Here is an 18,813-nt window from a genome sequence, read left to right as displayed (position 1 = left end):
TACGGTGCCAAAAGCATTGACACAATCCCTTGATAATAGAAATTTTGAATCAATTTTACTAATTACCTTAACAGTTATCTTATGGATGATTGATAGCGGGAAGCATTTATGACGAATAATGAAACTTTTAATAAACATCTAGTGATTAATATTGCTAAGCAGACATTAAAAATGCATAAGCAGCAAGCTGAGGTCACTGAATATACCGTCTCTACGGCAAAAAATGGCTTCGGTAGTCAGCAAGATAGTGGTTGCACGCCACTTGGTCAGCATATCATTGCAAAAAAAATAGGCGGCAGTGAGCCTATGAATGCTGTGTTTGTGGGCCGTGTGCCGACTGGCGAGGTGTATGATGCCGCTCTTAGCACGTTACATCCCAAGCGTGATTGGATACTGAGCCGTATTCTTTGGTTGAGCGGTTTGGAAGAAGGCTCGAATAAAGGTAGCAACAGTCAAGGCGGCTGTGATACTTATGAGCGCTACATCTATATCCACGGCACACCAGATACTGAGCCGATGGGTATACCGCTTTCACATGGCTGTATACGTATGCGTAATACAGATATCGTGGAATTATTTGAGCAAGTCGAAGAGGGTATGCCGGTAATGATCGTTGCAGATTAACTAAGATTAATTGTGCTTATTATTTCTATATTTCTATAGCATATTTATTTATCGGTATTTGAGCCAAAAAATCCGATGACGGCTAAGGATGGTAGTGAAAGGTATAAATATTGAACGATAAGATCAGAGAAAAAAATAAAATGGTTTATAGTAGATTCAATTTAAAAATATTATAGCGCTACTGGTATAAATTTTCCTTGCGTGCTGTATACACAGAGGCTATGAAAAATTCATCCCAGTAGCGCTTTGGAACTTATGACAGTTTTGTTTTGAACTGACTATATCTATAAAAAAGGACAGCTTCATTGATAAAAGCTGTCCTTTTTACTAAGCAATGTATCTTTATCGAGGTATCTTTACCGAGTAATACGTTTTACCAAAATGTTGAGCTGTCTTTAAATTTAGCCAAACGCGTTTCGATATAAATTGGGTCATCCGTGAGCATGGCAGCAAACCAACCTGCACCATATAGGGCATTGGTATCTTTCGCTGATTTTAGGGCATAGAACTGTTGATATTGATTGTCATCATTGCGTTGCTCTAGCGCTATGTGCGCTTTTATCAGACGCTTTAACCAACGCTTGGTTTTCTTCTTGGATTTTTTCTTACTTAACAAAGGCGCAGAGAACTCACTTATGTAGCGTAACGCTTTTAGGTGATCGCATAGTAGCGCTTCGTCTTGATTATCCTCAGAGATATCCATATCAACATTTACATCATCGCTCCCAAGCTCGGTACTGCTTACTTCATCAGTTTCTTTATCTGCTTTGAGGCACTTGTTATATTGTTTCGATAGAATTTTTGCTAGCTTGTCGAGAGCAAGTTTATCCGTTTGAGGCTCAATACTAGGGTCACTCATGGTAAAGGCAATCAGCTCTAGCAAGGTGAGCTGAAAGTCATTGGCTTGCAGTGTATTGATCGGTGTGATTTTTATGTTCTCGATATCTGTCGTCCAATCAACAGCAGGGGCTCCGAGTGCCTGTAGCTCAGGCTCGATATAGGTATTGATATGAGTGAGTTGGTAATAATTGCCAAGTAGGTTGGCCGTTTGTTTTAGTATCGGTAGCCAGTCAGGATTGATCTCGTCAGAAAAGCTATCAAATGCTGTTAACGCAGCCTGCAAGCGCTCAAGACCAATGCTTACCTGCAAAACATGCTCGTCATCAATGCTTCCAGCGACGATAGCACTGCTATTTGGCAGTATCTGTAATAGACAGTTATGTACGGCTGCTCGTATAAAGGCGGGCATGCTACTGTCTTTGTTCAAATCTAGTTGGCTTAGGTCAGCGCCAACTGCTGGACTGTGGTTCTGTCCGTTGATGAGCAAGCCACCGTTCTCAGCTTTGGTCACGGTAGATAGACACAGCTTGTAACGTTTGCACCATGTTTTGGCTGTCGTAAACAAAAAATCTAAATCTCCTGACACCAACTCGAACTCTATCTCCTGAATGGTTTTTCGCTGAGAGTCATCAGTACCATGGAAAATTTCTCCATGATCGTAAGCCATCTCGATACAACTATCAGTTTCGTCACTATTATCTTCTATCAGTAAGCGCGTGGTGCGCTCGACGTTGGTGACATACAGTCGTGTTAGGTTTTTTGCTAACTTTTCGAGTTTAAAATTAGTCAGCGCAGAGGCGACAGGAGTTTCTGCATATATCGTCAAATCAGGCATCAGCCCATTATTATGAAGCATTTCCTGCACTTGCTTGTCATCTAACACAGCGTTGTGCTCCAAACGAGCGGCAATGCCATCGCCACCAGCTTTGATGGTTTGTACCCAAGTATCGCCTTCTTTGCGAATACGCAGACCGATGCCTGCCTGTGCAAGCTGCTGGTCAGGAGTATCGTAGTAATGTGCAGCCAGTTGCGTCACTTGGGAAGATTTAACTTTTGCTTGACGCATTAAACCTTTTAGACGTGACTCTGGTACCAAAAACTTCAGCTCTATTTCTTGCATATTGGCTCCTAATAATTCTGACTGACGACTCAGATCGGTGGTGGTGATAAACAATTATTAGTCTACCATTCTCTGATTATTTAAACCGCAATAAAAAGCCGCCCTACATGATGTAGGGCGGCTTTTTAAGTATGTACTGCTAGTCTAGGGTTTATTAGAACTGGTTCATCGTGTTCTTGCCACCGCCAGCTTTCAAAGCGTTATCACCAGAGAAGATTTCTTTGTGGTCATCGCCAAGGTCAGAACCAGCCATTGCTTGGTGCTTAACACAAGAGATGCCTTCGCGGATTTCTTTACGTTGTACGCCAGCTGCATAAGCAAGCATGCCTTCTTCACCGAAGTAACCTTTAGCAAGTTCATGAACGCTAAGAGCAGTCGTGTGGTAAGTCGGTAGCGTGATTAGATGATGGAATACACCAGCTTCACGTGACGCATCACGTTGGAAGTTCTTAGCGGCAACGTCAGCTGCTGCATCAAGTTCAGTACCATCGTAGTCAGCACTCATCAAGTCATCTTTATTGTATGCAGAGATGTCTTTACCTTCTTCTTCCCATTTCGCGATGACTTGCTTACGGAAGTTAAGCGTCCAGTTGAACGATGGGCTATTGTTGTATACAAGCTTCGCTTTAGGCTGTTGCTCTTTAATACGGTCAACCATTGATTTGATGTGGGCAACGTCTGGCGTTGGCGTTTCGATCCATAGTAGGTCAGCGCCATTTTCTAGAGCGGTTACACAGTCAAGTACAACGCGGTCAATGTTAGTCTCTTCACGGAACTGATATAGGCCGTTAGGTAGACGAACTGGACGTACTAGTTTGCCGTTGTGCTTAAGTAAGCTGTCATTTTCTTTGGCATCTTCAAGAGATACTTCTTCCATTTCGATGAAATCGATGTATTTAGAAGCAAGGTCGCCTGGCTCATTTGATACTGGGATTTTTTGCGTGAGTGATGCGCCCTCAGAGTCAGTACGTGCAACGATAACACCGTCTTCAACACCAAGCTCTAAGAATGCATAACGAATAGCGTTTAGCTTAGAGATGAAGTCTTCGTGCGGTACGGTGACTTTACCAGCCTGGTGACCACATTGCTTAGCGTCAGATACTTGGTTTTCAACTTGAATGGCACAAGCACCAGCTTCGATCATTTGCTTAGTCAATAGGTAAGTCGCTTCTTCGTTACCGAAACCTGCATCGATATCAGCGATAATTGGCACAACATGTGAATCAAAGTTTTCGATTTTTTCTAGGATAGCTGAGGTGTCTTGACCCGCTTCTTCAGCAGCATTTAGCTCACGGAAATAGTCGTTCAATACTTTAGCGTCAGCTTGACGCAAGAACGTGTAGATCTCCTCGATTAGCTTAGGTACTGATGTTTTTTCGTGCATAGATTGGTCAGGTAATGGACCAAACTCAGAGCGTAGGGCAGCTACCATCCAACCTGAAAGGTAGATATAAGTTTTAGAGGTCGTACCGAAGTATTTTTTCTTAGCATACATGGTTTGCTGTGCCACAAAACCATGCCATGCACCTAGAGACTGTGTGTATTGAGACGTATCATTGTCATAATCTTCCATGTCTTGACGCATGATTTTTGCAGTATACTTTGCGATATCCAAGCCCGTTTTAAAGCGATTTTGTGACATCATACGTGCGGCATCAGTCTCGCTAATGTTCTGCCAGTTGCCGTGCTTTTGCTTTAATTCACGTACTAGGTCGATCGCTGATTTATATGCAGTTGACATCTATAGTCTCCTTGGTAGGGTGTAAAAAATAATAAATTGAGCGTTAAAGTAATAATTTGCGTTATCAATAAATTTGGTAGTGGTGCTATCAATACCTCGTAAAGGTCTTCTTTACCCTAAACAAACCTATGCATGAATACAAGAAGATTGCTGAACTCAGCAGTTGACAAATAATTACTGATGTATAGTGTTGATTCAGCTTGTCCATGTCTATCAAAGGTGTTTGAGCATTTAATAAACAGTGTTGTCATAATTAGCAACAAGAGATGTTACAATTATACTGACACTTGGTAGTGTTTCACTGTCGAGATAAACCGTTACTATGCTATCTAACTATGTTGTTTTTTGGACGATAACCCGTTCGTAAAACTCAGGTTTGTGGTCTGTACCGCAAATCCTTTATGGAACTCACTATAACTGCCTTACCAAGATTTATCTAATTTATGATACTTATCTTTAGTATTTTTATAGGTTATAATGTAGTTATAACAGTATCTTATGGTGATGAAATTGAGTTATGCTGAGTATCTTTTGCGGTAAAACCAATAAAAATTCGCAAAATTATGCTGTCCTAGATCGAAAATCACCATTTCAGCACTGATAACACCAAGCATGCCGTGGTGCTTATCTTTTAAAAGCTAAGAGAAATACATATGAATTTGCAGCGGGTTGATTTAAATTTATTAGTCCATCTAGATGTGTTGCTACGAGAAAAAAACGTCACTCGCGCAGCTGAGCAGCTTGGTATCACCCAGCCTGCCATGAGCAATATCTTGCGCCGTCTGCGTAAGTTGTTTAATGATCCATTGCTGGTGCGCTCCTCTGAAGGGATGACACCGACTGAGCGCGCCCTTGAGTTGCAGCCACGCATCCGTGAGATATTGGCTGACTTGACTCAAGTACTAGAGCCGCGTACCGAATTTCGTCCTTATAGTACCTCTCGTGTTTTTCGAATCATGACATCAGATTATGCCGAAGCGACTTTGGTACCGAAGCTAGTAAAGGCGCTACGTTCGGAAGCACCCAATGTCATCTTGGATTTTTTGACACCCTCAGATGTCTCTTATCGAGACATGGAGCAGGGACGTGTTGATTTGGCTATCAACCGTTTTAATGAGATACCACAGAGCTTTCATCAGGTTTTGGTATGGCGTGATACGTTTAGTTGCTTGCTATCGTCTGAAAGTCCTTATGCCAACCGCTTTAATCTGAAAAACTACCTTAAAGCGCAACATGTTTGGGTATCTAAAACAGGGATGGGCGTGGGATTTGGGGTTAATCCAGAAAAATCAGGTGGCCTAGGATCTATTGATCAGGCATTGCAACGTTTGGGCCAAAAACGCCAAATTAGTGTCTTCACTCGTCATTATCAGATGCCAGCCATGCTTGCCGCAAATAAAGATTTGATAGCGACATTGCCAACCCGTGTGGCTCGTATGCAGGCTAATAACGACAGTATTATAATGGAAGAACCGCCGTTTTTTATTCCTGAGTTTGAGCTGACCATGGCATGGTCACCATTGCTACAGCACCATCCTGCCCACCGTTGGTTGCGTCAATTAATCATGCATGTGGCACGGCAAGTTGTGGCTGAGGAAGAAAATCCACCACAAGAAATACCTGTCATTAATCACTTGTTTTAATAAGAGTTTTTATAAAGTAGTAAGTATCTTATAGTAAGTAATCAACTCACTTTGAATGTTATTGTTTAACCTATATTTGGTATATTCAACGAACCAAACCAGCCACTAGGCTGGTTTTTTTTGTTTAGTATTGCTATGTAGTCTTATTCAATATTTAGCTATTCTTAATAAGATGGTTACACTATTAACATCTTCAACACACTTCACAATATATTGTAAAACTCTTCGCCAAATACCTTGTTATGATAAGCACAGATAGAAAACAACTTGTCGATTCATTTATTGAGTTATCCTATCGACGTAACACCAAATAATTAAAAGTGACAATAATACTGAATATATAAAATCAAATAATAAGGACATCTACATGTCAGATATTACTACTGTTAACCCAGCAACGGGCGAAGACATTAAAAATTATGATTATATGAGCAACGACGAAGTTAACAAGATTGTCGACGCGTCACATAATGCATTCTTAGAATGGCGTACTGTGAGCCATGAAGAACGTGGACGTGTCATCAAGTCCATCGGTGACAAACTGATGGAGTATAAGGAGGAGCTATCTAAGCTTATGACCGAAGAGCGCGGTAAGCTCTATGGTCAAAGTCAGCAAGAAGTAGATCTCTGTAAAGCAATTTGTGATTACACTGCTGAAAACGGTGTTGCTGCGCTTGCAGATGATGAGCGAGATATCGAAAGCATGGAAAAAGGTATCGTGACTTATCAGCCAATCGGCGTCATCTATGGTATGCAACCTTGGAACTTCCCAGCGTATCAAGTATTCCGTTATGCCATTGCTAACTTGATGGCAGGTAACAGCGTTCTGCTTAAACATGCAGCAAACGTCACAGGTTCTGGCTTATTGATCGAAAAAATATTCCATGAGTCTGAACTGCCAAATGATTTGTTCCGTACAATTTTGATTGACCATGACCAATCAGAAAAATTGATTGAAAATGACAAAGTACGTGGCGTAACGCTCACAGGTAGTGATACTGCTGGTCGTATCGTTGGTCAACAAGCGGCCAAAGCAATCAAAAAATCAGTACTAGAGCTCGGTTCAAATGACGCCTTTATCGTACTAGAAGACGCCGATATAGAAACCGCTGTAGAGACCTGTACCCAAGCCCGTTTAGTCAATAACGGTGAAACTTGTGTAGCAGCGAAACGCTTTATCGTGGTCGATAGCGTGTATGACGAATTCCGCAAGCGTATCGTAGAGAAGTTTGAAGGTACCAAATTCGGTGATCCAATGGATGACAGCTCAGACATCGGTCCATTGGCGCGTGCAGACTTGCGAGATCAGTTGCATGAGCAAGTAGAACAAAGCGTAGCAAAAGGTGCAACGATTGCTGTTGGCGGTAAAGTACCAGAAGGTAAAGGCAGTTTCTATCCAGCAACTATTTTAGAAAATGTCGAGAAAGGTCAACCTGCCTACGACGACGAATTGTTTGGCCCAGTGGCGTCATTGATTCGCGCCAAAGATGACGATGATGCAATGCGCATTGCAAATGACAGTCGTTACGGCCTAGGCGGCGCTATCTTCTCAAAAGATGAAGAAAAAGCCATTCGCTTAGCCAGTGAGCAATTCGATACTGGTATGGTCTATATCAATGGTTACGGTCTTGCCAATCCTGCACTGCCATTTGGTGGTGTGAAGAACTCAGGCTATGGTCGCGAGCACGGCGGCTTTGGTATTAAAGAGTTTGTAAACATTAAAGCAGTACACGTATTTGGAAAATAACAGTGAATAACACGTAAAACTGTTAAAGACTAAAAAGAAAAACCCAGCTACTTAATAGCTGGGTTTTTTTGTGTGGGTGAAAATAATATTTTAAAACAACTAAGCGTCAATCAATAGACGTAAGGGCAGGGCAGGCAAGATGCTAGAGGCTTGCTCACTTGGCGTTAATGACACGCCGCCAATAGCGATTTGCAATATCGTCCACGGCAATAAGTGATGCTCCAGCACTTGTACGCGCTTTTGCAAACTATCAGGCGTATCGGTATGACGAATAGGCAAGACCGCTTGGCTTAACACTTGTCCTGCATCCAGCTCGGCGGTGACCACATGGATACTACAGCCATGATGACGATCACCCGCTTGCAGTACTCGCTGATGCGTATCTAGCCCTTTGTAAACTGGCAGGAGAGACGGATGCAAGTTAATCATTGGTGCAGGCGAATTATCGATAAATGAGCCGCTCAATACGCGCATGAAACCCGCCAAAACGATCAGATCAGGTTGCCATGCGACAAGCTGTTCATTGGCATGAGCTTCAAAGGTTTTGATGCCCATGCGTTTGCCACTAGCAACGTGCGACAAGACAGCAACCGGAATGGCTGCATCAGTCGCACGTGTTAACGCATAAGCATCGTCGCGATTACTAATGACACCAACGATTTCAATCGGCAGTGCACCTGCTTGCATGGCGTCTATGAGGACTTGTAGGTTACTGCCACTTCCGGATACCAAAACGGCAATGCGTAATGGCTTGATAGATTGGCTTGTCTGATCAATTGACATTAACGGTATACCACGGCATCGGCTTCACGTTTGACCATTTCGCCAAGTTGCCAAGCGCTTTCACCAGCGTCAGTCAACGTCTTGATCGTTGCTTCAGCTTTGTCTTTAGGAACGACGATGACAAAACCAACGCCGCAGTTAAAGGTGCGGTACATCTCACTTTGCTCAATATTGCCTTGGGTCTGTAACCAAGTGAATAACTCTGAAAACTGCCAGCTGCTGGTATCGATGCTAGCCGCTAGGTCATCAGGGAGCACTCGTGGCAAGTTATCAGTAAGACCGCCACCTGTGATGTGTGACATGGCATGAAGCGCTGAGCTACCAAGGGTATCCTGCAATGCCTTGATGGCTTTGACATAGATACGAGTAGGGGCCATCAAGGCATCTTGAATAGGTTGACCATCTAGTTGCTCATCGCTAGTAGCCACGTCAATACCGCTAACTTCGATGACTTTACGCACTAGTGAGTAGCCGTTTGAGTGCGCTCCACTCGAAGCCAGTGCAATCAGAACATCGCCTTCTGCAACATTGTCGCCAGTCACGACCTCGCTTTCTTCAACCACGCCCACGCAGAATCCAGCGAGGTCATAATCGTCGTCTTGATACATACCTGGCATTTCAGCAGTTTCACCACCGATAAGTGCACAGTTGGCAAGTTTACAACCATCGCCGATACCAGTGACCACAGTCGCAGCTACATCAACATCAAGCTTGCCTGTTGCGTAATAATCTAAGAAAAATAGTGGCTCTGCACCGCAAACCAACAAATCATTGACACACATCGCGACCAAATCAATACCGATGGTATCGTGACGATTGAGCTGCAATGCCAATTTTAGTTTGGTGCCCACACCATCAGTACCAGACACCAATAACGGAGAAGTGTAGCCTGTTGGGATACGGCATAACGCACCAAAACCGCCAAGTCCACCCACGACTTCAGGACGAGTAGTGGCTTTTGCAACGGACTTGATTCGCTGAACCAAAGCATCGCCTGCATCGATATCAACGCCGGCGTCTTTGTAGCTTAAAGAAGGCTTGTCACTCATAGTCATCTCACAGTTGGGGATAGATAATTGGAATTAAAAAGTAAGGGAGTCAATCACGCTACAATCAGCGAGATAAAGTTTAAAGGCAAAGTTTAAAGATAGTGCGCGCATTATACCCAAAAACTGACCACACTCGCAAAGCAACTTACCGATATTTGGCTAAGATTTGCATTAAGCTGTAAATAAGAGATTAAGAAACAAAAAATGACTGATTTTTTGTTGTACTCTGCGATAATAAAACACTAGATTTACGACTCCTGACGGCTCAAGTACCGCAATTTTTGTCACTATCCCAAATCAGCCCACGTATAGGATTACTTATCATGATGAACCAACCAATCGATCCTTTTTTCAGACGTTTATTTATCGTCGTCGTTTTGGTTGTGGCACTATTCCTTCTCTACCTGATGATACCAGTCATTGTGCCGTTTATATTTGCTTTTATGCTGGCTTACTTGTTCAATCCTTTGGTAAAGCGATTGTCAAAACATCTCAGACGTTGGATCGCAATTATTATTGTGTACTCTACCATCACTGTAGGGATGGCGCTGTTGCTCTGGTGGTTGGTACCGACATTGTGGCATCAGCTGCAAGCCGCTTGGGAGTATCTACCTAAGATATCTAGCTGGTATAATCAAGTGGTACGAGAGTGGTTCAACAGTAATACTCGTTTTCAATTGCCTGTCTTAGAATCTAAGGATTTTTCTGAGACGCTGGTCGAGTATATGCAAACGAATTATAAGTTTGCTGATGCCAGTACCATGATGAGCCAAGTACTGACTTCAAGTATGAACTTTATTAACAGTGCAGGACTGATCGTGTTGGTGCCAATTTTAACGTTTTATTTTTTGTTCAATTGGGATCAGCGTTTACAGACGTGGAAGATGGCGATACCAGGAGCATACTGCAAACAAGTCATTGGCATCGCCAAAGAGTGCGATCAGGCTTTAATGGCGTTTATTAAAGGCCAGCTGTTGGTGATGGTGCTACTGGGTGCTATTTATGCAATACAGCTGCAGCTTATTGGTCTAGAGCTTGGACTTATCATCGGTATGGTAGCTGGTATTGCTAGCTTTGTACCTTACTTGGGTTTTGGCATTGGATTTGTGGCCGCTATTATCGCTTGCTTGTTTCAGTTTGGGTTGGATTGGACCTATTTGTTATTGGTCGTTGGGGCGTTTTTGGTCGGGCAAGCTGCAGAAGGTTATATTCTGCAGCCGCTACTATTAGGTGATAAAATTGGTTTATCACCATTATGGGTTATCTTTGCGGTATTAGCAGGCGCCAGTCTATTGGGTTTTGTGGGTATGTTAATTGCGCTACCAGTCTCTGCTGTCTTAAATGTATTGTTCCGCCACCTATATGCGTATTATCTTACGACAGATTTTTATAAAGGTCGTAAGCAATTGCTACTGTTTGAGAAGAAGTAAATATTTTATTATTGAATATAGTGAGCGGATAGCGTACAAATGGGAAGAAAAAAGCAAATGGTTGATCAGGCTTAGTAGGTAAAAGACTTGTCAGTCATTTTGCAAATATGTTATATATAGTCGCAGTGTTGATCATATCAGCCGTTGCTATATTTTTTATCAAGATTAGCCTAATTAGGGCAATTCATCCATCATAAAAAAGCTATATATCCACTGCACATATTTTTATCAGGTAGTATGGATAGTACTGAATAGCAATTTATTCCTTTTTCTACTGCACTTTTATATTGCACTACGCAACACGAGTTGATGATTCATGGCAGAAGCACAGCTAAGTCTCAATCTGGACATTAAGCATGATGCAAGTCTCAGCGACTTTGCCGGTCCCGGTTGGATGTCTATTATTGATGCAGTGCGGCAATTACATGTCGGCCTGATCGGTCAGTTATACCTGTTTGGTAGCCCTGCGACGGGTAAGTCTCACTTGCTCTCCGCTATTTGTGAGTCGTATATAGAAATGGATAAGACGGCTATTTGCTTGTCACTCAATGAATTGATCCATACCGACGTCCATGTATTATCTTCTTTAGAAAACTTTGATCTGATTGCTATCGATGATTTAGAAGTGCTTGAGCAAAGTAGTCAGTGGCAAGAAGCGCTGTTTCATCTGATTAACCGTAGCCGCGAAGGTCAGCGCCAGCTTTTATTTGCGGCCAATAAACCAGCAGGTGACCTACCGTTTCAACTCAGAGATTTATTGACGCGTTTGGCACAAGCACCAGCTTTTAAGGTGCCTACTGGTCATGATTTAGCAGACCGTCAAGCACTGCTTCAGTCCATTTTGCGTCGGCGCGGCTGGCAGTTTGATGATCGAATTATTAATCATTTATTGACTGAAGGGCCACATCGTATCGGTGCAATGATGGAAGTGCTCAATTATATACAGCCAATGTTTTCTAACCTTGGCCGCAGTAATATATCAAAAGCGGTGATCAGTGACGCGCTGCGTACCATTGATGAGCAAACGCTTGCAGCAGAGCTGGCTGATATAGCCCAAGAGACGCAAGTAGACAATGAGACGACGGATCAAGACCAACATACGATGCCACTTGATTTTTAGTCGTAAAACTTTTAATTGTAAGACTTTTAGCAGCAAAAATACAAATAACAGTAAGAATACGAACTTTTTATCCAACCTGCTTTCACTATTAATGGAATAACCTATGAAATCGAATGCTTCTTTGCTAAAAAAATTGACTATTGGACTGTTGTTTGTGGGTGCGACCTCAGTCTCTGTGATGTCACAAGCCGCTGTGACGCTATTGGTTGATGACCATATCAAAGTGACTGCCATCAATGGACAAGAAGTTCAGCAAAGTCTATTTCAACCACTAACTAAAGAGTTTACCCTTGAGCCAGGTCAACACGCTATCACTGCTAAGTATGACCGCTTATATAACTTGCAGCGTGATGAGCATGATTACCTGCGTTCAGGTAACGTCAGCGTGACGGCGGAATTGGCAGATAACCAAACGTATCGTTTGACGATGCCGAACCAGCCAGAAGATTACGAAGCCGCTAAAGATTATGCTAAGCAGCCAACACTCGCTATTCAGCAGAACAATACAGTTATCGCAAGTCAACAGGGTATGGCTGGTAATCAAGGTGGACTGCTTTCAGGACTTGGTAAGGCGCTAGGTGGTGTGTTTGGTGGGGCGGGCGATGCAGAATTACAAAACCAACGTGCGATAGCAGCATTAGATCAACCAGCAGCAATGCCAAACAATACTAATGTTGGTACGACCAATATCAAGCAAACCACGAGTGTGAATACCTCTACCAATACCTTAGATTCATTTATGCAGATTTGGCTACAAGCAACACCTGCTGAGCGTGAAAAGATGCGTCAATGGATTCAACAGTAAATCAATCTGTTACAGATCGCTGATCATAAAAAAGCACCCAACTGGGTGCTTTTTTATAGTTTTAAGTTTTACTGTTATTTGGATTTATTTAAGCTAAGTGTGATCAGCTTAGTAAAGTATTAACCCAAAAAGGCATTGTACATCCATACCAGCTTTTCTTGCTCTTGTACGTATTCATCAACCAGATCAGCGGTACCTTGATCGTCGCTTTCTGCTGCTAATGACGATACTTGACGCTGCTCGGCAATGAGCGCTTGTAAACCAGTTACTACGCCTTTAACGCAAGATGTACCATCTTTGACGTTTTTGTCTTCGCTGATGCTCGTGTGTTGTGCAAAATCGCTATAAGCGTGAAGTGGTGTACCACCGAGAGTCAAGATACGCTCAGCGATCTCATCAATCTGTAACTGTAGCGATGTGTATAATTCTTCAAACTTTGGATGCAAAGTAAAGAAATGCTCACCTTTGACGTTCCAATGATAGCCACGTACATTTAAGTAAAACACATGGTACGTTGATAGCAGATTGTTTAATTGAGCGATGACTTCGCTCATGTCAGCTTTTTCTAAACCGATCTGGTTAGTAGCGTTATTAGTATTACTCATAATATTGTCCTTATAGTGTGAGTGTTGTTATATAAAATTGAAGAAAGACGAGTAGTAGTTAATTAACATAGAAATAAAAGTATCTTAACTTTTATTACTATCTATTAATGTAAGCTCTAGCTCTTCCCTTGATGCTTATAATAATAGCAAACTATCATTAGTAAGTTAAATATAATAAATTCACTTTTACGATTGGTTTTATAAAACTATAATTGAGTCTCTCTATCGCTTTTCTAAACGATAGAGAGAGCTGGTAACCGTTATGCTGGCGGCTGCAAGTTTTCAGGATTTAAGCCTTTGACCGGAACTACTTCTTGTAAATGTTGACGTACCGTATCGATAGGGAATTTTTGCGCTTGCAAACGTTTCGGAAGAATTTGGCTACCTTGCTGGCCTTTCATCTCAAACATCATAAAGATATAGTCGTCAGTCTCGTCCCAGCTCTTGATAGCAGTCCACGGAATAACCGCTTGCTGGGTCGCACCTGCACGCATTTGCATACCGCGCATTTGCGAGTTTTTCATCATCTCAGGCTGGTTGCTTGGCATTGCCATGACCAGACCATGTTTTTGTACACCTAGCTTCATTTGACGCATTTCATCTGGCATCTCTTGATCAGCAATTTGTTTTTCAAACTCTCTTTTTACATACCATCTAAAGCCTAAAGTACGCGCCAATAGATAAATCACCACACCAACGAGCATCAACCAAAAAATGATGGTTGAGTAGCCTGTTACAAAGATCAGTCCTGCAATAGCGAGTGCCACAACCACAGCCATAATGATCCATTCTTTGGTCTTAAAGCTTGACAGACCAAAAGAGGGGCTGGCACTGGCAAACAGTTCATATTGGGCTTGAAGGAATTCAGCTTCAGTTAGGTTTAAGGCGACAGGTTGGAGCGTGTAAGGATACAGGGCCATAAAGGTTTCTCAGATGCTTATGTTAAAAGTGTTGGGTTTACATCGCCAAAGCCAAGTCATGATGTACTACTTGGCTGTAGGTAAATAAAGGTATGCGCTTATCTTACCGAAAAGTACTCTTAAATGAAACATATAAGCGGATCTGTTCACTATTAATGGCTTTAATAAAGGTAGATGATCCTTATTAAAGTAAGTTGAACATATAGGATATGCATTTCGGGTAAGTATGACTGGCTATGAATAATGAAAGTAGTAGCCCAAAATCACGCTAAAAGCGCTCAAAAAAGCTCAAGGCATGGTCAAATCTGCTGGGTCTTGGTATGATAGCGGCACCCATATAATTTGATAAAAAATATGGCAGCATGGCAAGGTAGTTATTGAGTTATGAAGCTTTGCAATAAGTATAAGCTGACCAATAATTATACTAATAATGTTTAAACTTCTTATTCACTCTTAGTGTTACAGGCAACGATTATGATAGATCCAAAACTCTTACGCGGCGATTTGAGCGATTTACAGCAACAACTGGCCACTCGTGGCTATACGCTTGATATGGAGTTTTGGCAATCGATTGAATCCGAGCGCAAGTCTCTACAAGTCAAAACAGAAGAGTTGCAATCGCGCCGTAACGCTGGCGCTAAGCAAGTAGGTGCCCTAAAAAAATCAGGCGAAGATGCCAGTGAGCTATTGGCTGAGATGCAAAGTGTCAGCGGTGAGATTAAAGCTGCTGAAGACGAGCTACGCACCTTACAAGAGCGACTCACTCAAGCGGCGCTACAGATTCCGAATATACCAGCGGCAGATGTACCAGTGGGTACGTCAGAAGACGATAACGTAGAGGTGCGCAAATGGGGCACGCCGCGTACGTTTGATTTTGAGATTCAAGATCATACTCATATCGGTGAGACGCTTGGTATGCTGGATTTTGAAGCAGCAACAAAGTTGACGGGTAGCCGTTTTAACGTGCTAAAAGGTCAATTGGCGCAGCTGCATCGTGCACTGATTCAATTTATGCTCAACACCCATACCATGAAATACGGCTATCTTGAGACCTATGTGCCTTATATCGTCAATAGCGACAGTCTAAAAGGGACGGGTCAGTTGCCTAAGTTTGAAGATGATTTGTTTAAGCTAAGCAATCACACCAATAACGATGAAATGGATTTTTATCTGATTCCAACCGCTGAAGTTCCCATGACCAACTTGGTACGCGGCGAGCGTTTGGATATCAAAGAGCTGCCATTAAAGTTCACGGCGCATACGCCATGTTTCCGTAGTGAAGCAGGTTCGCACGGCCGTGATACCCGTGGTCTGATCCGTCAGCACCAGTTTGAAAAAGTGGAAATGGTCAATGTTGGCACCGCAGAGCAATCTGATAACTTGCTAGAAGCGATGACAGGGCAGGCCGAATATATCCTGCAGCAGCTTGAGTTGCCATACCGTACGGTACAACTATGTACGGGCGATATGGGTTTTGCCGCACAAAAGACCTATGACATCGAAGTATGGTTACCAAGCCAAGAGACCTATCGTGAAATCTCTAGCTGCTCTAACTGTGGTGATTTCCAAGCGCGCCGTATGGGTACGCGTGTCAAAGATGGCAAGCAAACCAGCTTAGCTCATACCCTAAACGGTTCAGGTCTAGCGGTTGGTCGTACGCTGCTTGCCGTCATGGAAAATCATCAAAATGCGGATGGCAGCATTACGATTCCAGAAGTATTGCGTCCGTTTATGGGCGGTGCTGAACGTATTGAAATCTGAGAGTAATGACATCATGAATACTTTGTCTATAGTTGATGAGCTAAATTACTCACAATTTCTCATCTATGGTCAAAGTACAGGCGACGATTTGTTAGGTTTTGAAATAGATGCCAATGTATCTTTCTGTTGTATGGAAAATAATGTTGGCTGCGATTTTCTTGATCAAGAACGCCATGATGATACGAATTGCATGCTTACGTTACGCTGCAAATTTGCAAATAACGTAAGCTATCAGCAAGTGGCAGATTATTTAGAGAAGCAATGGCTTCAACATGTCTGCTATCGAGAGTTTGAGAAGCATCATATTGAGGTCGTTAACGACCAATTGATTTTTTATTATGTGACCCGATCAAGTCGTGGACTAGGAGTAACAGGGAAAATTGTTGCTACTTAGTTTATAATGAGCCACCTATTTAGATGTCTAAGCAAATTCAGTTCAATAACCTTTTTTAATCAAATAAACTTTCCTTTAATATTAGGACACGCTATGCCCACCCCAATTAACGAACGTAAACTAGCAAATGCCATCCGTGTACTGTCGTTTGACGCGGTTCAAAAAGCCAACTCTGGACATCCGGGTGCGCCAATGGGTATGGCTGATATTGCCGAAGTTTTGTGGCGCAAATTTTTGAAGCACAATCCAGCAGATCCTAATTGGCACAACCGTGATCGCTTTGTACTGTCAAACGGTCATGGCTCGATGCTTATTTATTCATTGCTACATTTATCAGGTTACGATGTGAGCGTTGATGACCTAAAAGGTTTCCGTCAGCTGCATTCAAAAACCCCAGGCCACCCTGAGCTTGGCTACACACCTGGTGTCGAGACAACTACTGGTCCACTAGGACAAGGTATTGCTAATGCCGTTGGCTTTGCAATCGCAGAGAAGACACTCGCCGCACAGTTCAACCGTGACGGTCATAATATCGTTGATCACCATACCTATGCATTCTTAGGCGATGGCTGCTTAATGGAAGGTATCAGTCATGAAGTTTGTTCATTGGCTGGCACGTTGGCGCTTGGCAAATTAGTATTCTTTTATGATGACAATGGCATCTCAATCGATGGTAATGTCGAAGGTTGGTTCACTGACGATACCGAAGCGCGCTTTGAGTCGTACGGCTGGCAAGTGATCAAAGTTGATGGTCATGATACTGATGCGATCACGCAGGCAACTGAGCAAGCGATTGCAGAGACTGCCAAGCCAAGCCTAATTATTTGCAAAACGACTATCGGTGCTGGTAGCCCGAACAAACAAGGTCTAGCAGCCAGTCATGGCGCGCCACTTGGTGATGATGAAATTGCCTTGACGCGTGATGCGCTGTCTTGGAAACATGCCCCATTCGAATTAGATGATGAAATCTATGAAGCGTGGGATGCCAAAGCCAAAGGCGACGTGCAGCAAAAGAACTGGGATGCAGACTTTGAAGCGTACAAAAAAGCCTATCCAGAGCTTGCAGCAGAACTATCACGCCGTCTAAATGGTGAGTTGCCTGCTGACTTTACTAGCCAAGCACAAGCCTACATTCAGCAAACGCAAGAAGCAGGCGGTGATGTTGCTAGTCGTAAAGCCAGCCAAAACGCGATCAACAGCTTGCAGCCATTACTGCCAGAACTATTGGGCGGCTCAGCAGATTTAGCGGGCTCAAACCTCACGCTATTCAAAGGCGCTAAAGGCATCGAGAAAGACGCTGATGGCAACTACATCTATTATGGCGTACGTGAGTTCGGTATGACCGCGATTGCCAATGGTATCGCACTACATGGCGGCTTTATCCCTTACGTAGCGACGTTCCTGATGTTTATGGAATACGCACGTAACGCGGTACGCATGGGCGCACTGATGAAGCAGCGCGTCATCCACGTCTATACGCATGACTCTATCGGTCTGGGTGAAGACGGCCCAACGCATCAGCCAGTTGAGCAATTGACGAGCCTACGTACCACGCCAAACCTACGTACATGGCGTCCTTGTGATGCGACTGAATCTGCTAGTGCTTGGGTAGAAGCAATCAAATCAGAAAGCAATCCATCAGCATTGATCTTTAGCCGTCAAAGCTTGCCACATCAAGCACGTGACAGCGAGCAAGTCGCGAACATCACCAAAGGTGGTTATGTACTGGCAAAAGAACAAGGCGAGCTACAAGCCATCATTATCGCCACCGGTTCAGAAGTTGGCCTAGCGATGGAAGCGTATGAGGCGTTGAGCGCAAATGGTATTGGCGTCCGTGTGGTGTCTATGCCATGTGCTGAAGTCTTCGTTGAGCAAGAGGCGAGCTATCGCGAAGCGGTATTGCCCGCCAATATCCGTGCTCGCGTCGCAGTAGAAGCCGCGCATGTGGACTACTGGTATAAGTTCGTTGGTCTAGATGGCAAAGTCATCGGTATGACCACTTATGGCGAATCTGCTCCAGCTAGCGACTTGTATAAAGAGTTTGGTATCACGACTGATGCTGTGGTTGAAGCGGTAAATAGTTTGGTGTAATAGACCTAACTGAGTTAGTATTTAAAAAAAGAGCTACTAGAGAAATCTAGTGGCTTTTTATGAGAGTTTCCCAAACTCTGTGTAACTGCTTATAATCCACTAACAGGAGAATAAGCAATGACTACTCAATCTGACCTTAA

The 18,813-nt window shown here is 43.2% G+C and carries 15 protein-coding genes; 9 read left to right on the top strand and 6 right to left on the bottom strand.

Going from position 1 to position 18,813, the window contains the following annotated elements:
- Window positions 1-108 precede the first annotated feature (108 nt).
- Window positions 109-624: a L,D-transpeptidase gene (locus BTW00_RS06780; RefSeq protein WP_058025964.1), complete on the top strand. Its 516-nt coding sequence runs from the start codon at window positions 109-111 to the stop codon at window positions 622-624.
- Window positions 625-997: 373 nt separating this feature from the next.
- Here BTW00_RS06780 and BTW00_RS06775 read toward each other — a convergent pair whose 3' ends face one another.
- Window positions 998-2,584, bottom strand: a complete 1,587-nt coding sequence (locus BTW00_RS06775; protein WP_075106786.1) for a CYTH and CHAD domain-containing protein — start codon at window positions 2,582-2,584, stop codon at window positions 998-1,000.
- 154 nt (window positions 2,585-2,738) lie between these two features.
- Entirely contained in the window at window positions 2,739-4,325 is a 1,587-nt protein-coding gene (locus BTW00_RS06770; protein WP_075106785.1) for an isocitrate lyase, read from the bottom strand.
- A 653-nt stretch (window positions 4,326-4,978) separates the two neighbouring features.
- On the opposite strand from BTW00_RS06770, the gene BTW00_RS06765 reads away from it, so the two are divergent.
- Window positions 4,979-5,968: a LysR family transcriptional regulator gene (locus tag BTW00_RS06765; protein ID WP_075106784.1), complete on the top strand. Its 990-nt coding sequence runs from the start codon at window positions 4,979-4,981 to the stop codon at window positions 5,966-5,968.
- Between the two features lie 367 nt (window positions 5,969-6,335).
- Window positions 6,336-7,715 (top strand): NAD-dependent succinate-semialdehyde dehydrogenase, encoded by a 1,380-nt coding sequence (locus BTW00_RS06760; protein WP_075106783.1) that lies wholly within the window; start codon window positions 6,336-6,338, stop codon window positions 7,713-7,715.
- A 99-nt stretch (window positions 7,716-7,814) separates the two neighbouring features.
- Here BTW00_RS06760 and purN read toward each other — a convergent pair whose 3' ends face one another.
- A complete protein-coding gene (gene purN / locus BTW00_RS06755; protein ID WP_075106782.1) occupies window positions 7,815-8,498 on the bottom strand; it encodes a phosphoribosylglycinamide formyltransferase in 684 nt (227 codons plus the stop codon).
- On the bottom strand, window positions 8,498-9,547 hold the full coding sequence (gene purM / locus BTW00_RS06750) for a phosphoribosylformylglycinamidine cyclo-ligase (RefSeq protein WP_075106781.1): 1,050 nt from the start codon (window positions 9,545-9,547) through the stop codon (window positions 8,498-8,500). The genes purN and purM overlap by 1 nt, the downstream gene beginning before the upstream one ends.
- A gap of 323 nt (window positions 9,548-9,870) precedes the next feature.
- Between purM and BTW00_RS06745 the strand changes: the two genes are divergently transcribed.
- The 3 genes from BTW00_RS06745 to BTW00_RS06735 all read left to right on the top strand — a co-directional run bounded on the left by BTW00_RS06745 (window position 9,871) and on the right by BTW00_RS06735 (window position 12,902).
- On the top strand, window positions 9,871-10,977 hold the full coding sequence (locus tag BTW00_RS06745) for an AI-2E family transporter (RefSeq protein ID WP_075106780.1): 1,107 nt from the start codon (window positions 9,871-9,873) through the stop codon (window positions 10,975-10,977).
- 316 nt (window positions 10,978-11,293) lie between these two features.
- Window positions 11,294-12,097, top strand: a complete 804-nt coding sequence (gene hda, locus BTW00_RS06740; RefSeq protein WP_058023737.1) for a DnaA regulatory inactivator Hda — start codon at window positions 11,294-11,296, stop codon at window positions 12,095-12,097.
- A 103-nt stretch (window positions 12,098-12,200) separates the two neighbouring features.
- Window positions 12,201-12,902 carry a DUF2057 family protein gene (locus tag BTW00_RS06735; protein WP_075106779.1) on the top strand — a complete coding sequence of 234 codons (702 nt, stop codon included), beginning with the start codon at window positions 12,201-12,203 and terminating at the stop codon, window positions 12,900-12,902.
- A gap of 119 nt (window positions 12,903-13,021) precedes the next feature.
- Here the strand turns inward: BTW00_RS06735 and BTW00_RS06730 are convergent, their stop codons facing one another.
- Complete coding sequence (locus tag BTW00_RS06730; protein ID WP_071002111.1) at window positions 13,022-13,507, bottom strand: Dps family protein; 486 nt, start codon at window positions 13,505-13,507, stop codon at window positions 13,022-13,024.
- A 260-nt stretch (window positions 13,508-13,767) separates the two neighbouring features.
- The gene (locus BTW00_RS06725) at window positions 13,768-14,427 is read right to left on the bottom strand and encodes a YcxB family protein (RefSeq protein WP_075106778.1); all 660 of its coding nucleotides are present in this window, start codon (window positions 14,425-14,427) and stop codon (window positions 13,768-13,770) included.
- 474 nt (window positions 14,428-14,901) lie between these two features.
- Here BTW00_RS06725 and serS point away from each other — a divergent pair, with 474 nt between their 5' ends.
- The 3 genes from serS (at window position 14,902) to tkt (ending at window position 18,673) form a co-directional block, all read left to right on the top strand.
- Window positions 14,902-16,188, top strand: a complete 1,287-nt coding sequence (gene serS, locus BTW00_RS06720) for a serine--tRNA ligase (protein ID WP_075106777.1) — start codon at window positions 14,902-14,904, stop codon at window positions 16,186-16,188.
- 13 nt (window positions 16,189-16,201) lie between these two features.
- A complete protein-coding gene (locus BTW00_RS06715; protein WP_075106776.1) occupies window positions 16,202-16,582 on the top strand; it encodes a hypothetical protein in 381 nt (126 codons plus the stop codon).
- A 93-nt stretch (window positions 16,583-16,675) separates the two neighbouring features.
- Complete coding sequence (gene tkt / locus BTW00_RS06710) at window positions 16,676-18,673, top strand: transketolase (RefSeq protein ID WP_075106775.1); 1,998 nt, start codon at window positions 16,676-16,678, stop codon at window positions 18,671-18,673.
- The last annotated feature ends 140 nt before the right edge of the window (window positions 18,674-18,813 follow it).

It is taken from the genome of Psychrobacter sp. C 20.9 (genome assembly GCF_001921765.1).
In the GTDB taxonomy this organism is placed as follows: Bacteria; Pseudomonadota; Gammaproteobacteria; order Pseudomonadales; family Moraxellaceae; genus Psychrobacter; species Psychrobacter piscatorii_B.
Note: the sequence above shows the minus strand (reverse complement) of the source record. Positions and strands in the feature narration are given on the sequence as shown.

Coding starts and splice junctions, on each gene's coding strand:
- BTW00_RS06780 (WP_058025964.1), top strand. CDS start 109: ATGACGAATAATGAAACTTTTAATAAACATCTAGTGATTAATATTGCT.
- BTW00_RS06775 (WP_075106786.1), bottom strand. CDS start 2,584: ATGCAAGAAATAGAGCTGAAGTTTTTGGTACCAGAGTCACGTCTAAAA.
- BTW00_RS06770 (WP_075106785.1), bottom strand. CDS start 4,325: ATGTCAACTGCATATAAATCAGCGATCGACCTAGTACGTGAATTAAAG.
- BTW00_RS06765 (WP_075106784.1), top strand. CDS start 4,979: ATGAATTTGCAGCGGGTTGATTTAAATTTATTAGTCCATCTAGATGTG.
- BTW00_RS06760 (WP_075106783.1), top strand. CDS start 6,336: ATGTCAGATATTACTACTGTTAACCCAGCAACGGGCGAAGACATTAAA.
- purN (WP_075106782.1), bottom strand. CDS start 8,498: ATGTCAATTGATCAGACAAGCCAATCTATCAAGCCATTACGCATTGCC.
- purM (WP_075106781.1), bottom strand. CDS start 9,547: ATGAGTGACAAGCCTTCTTTAAGCTACAAAGACGCCGGCGTTGATATC.
- BTW00_RS06745 (WP_075106780.1), top strand. CDS start 9,871: ATGATGAACCAACCAATCGATCCTTTTTTCAGACGTTTATTTATCGTC.
- hda (WP_058023737.1), top strand. CDS start 11,294: ATGGCAGAAGCACAGCTAAGTCTCAATCTGGACATTAAGCATGATGCA.
- BTW00_RS06735 (WP_075106779.1), top strand. CDS start 12,201: ATGAAATCGAATGCTTCTTTGCTAAAAAAATTGACTATTGGACTGTTG.
- BTW00_RS06730 (WP_071002111.1), bottom strand. CDS start 13,507: ATGAGTAATACTAATAACGCTACTAACCAGATCGGTTTAGAAAAAGCT.
- BTW00_RS06725 (WP_075106778.1), bottom strand. CDS start 14,427: ATGGCCCTGTATCCTTACACGCTCCAACCTGTCGCCTTAAACCTAACT.
- serS (WP_075106777.1), top strand. CDS start 14,902: ATGATAGATCCAAAACTCTTACGCGGCGATTTGAGCGATTTACAGCAA.
- BTW00_RS06715 (WP_075106776.1), top strand. CDS start 16,202: ATGAATACTTTGTCTATAGTTGATGAGCTAAATTACTCACAATTTCTC.
- tkt (WP_075106775.1), top strand. CDS start 16,676: ATGCCCACCCCAATTAACGAACGTAAACTAGCAAATGCCATCCGTGTA.